Source organism: Pseudomonas sp. BJa3 (genome assembly GCF_026343815.1).
Taxonomy (GTDB): domain Bacteria; phylum Pseudomonadota; class Gammaproteobacteria; order Pseudomonadales; family Pseudomonadaceae; genus Aquipseudomonas; species Aquipseudomonas soli.
Map to the genome: position 1 here is coordinate 1 of NZ_JAOXMC010000632.1, position 228 is coordinate 228.

Annotated in this window: 1 protein-coding gene; it reads left to right on the forward strand. The window is 67.1% G+C overall.

Features of this window, described 5'->3' with window-relative positions; all coding sequences use genetic code 11:
* Positions 1-228 (forward strand): GntR family transcriptional regulator (locus OH705_RS29075; protein ID WP_267303683.1); only part of this gene is annotated, 228 nt, incomplete at both ends.

A 228-nucleotide genomic window follows, 5' to 3' on the forward strand; every position in this document is an offset into this window, starting at 1 on the left:
GCCGCGCTGGCCCAAGGCGAATGGAAGCAGGGCGAGGCGATTCCGCCGGAAAAGCACCTGGCCGAGCGCTTCGGCGTGTCGATCGGCACGCTGCGCAAGGCGATCGACGAACTGGCGGCCGAAAACATCCTGGTGCGCCACCAGGGCCGCGGCACCTACGTCGCGGTGCACACCCGCAACCACCACTTCTTCAAGTTCTTCCGCATCCTGCGCCAGGACGGCCACAAG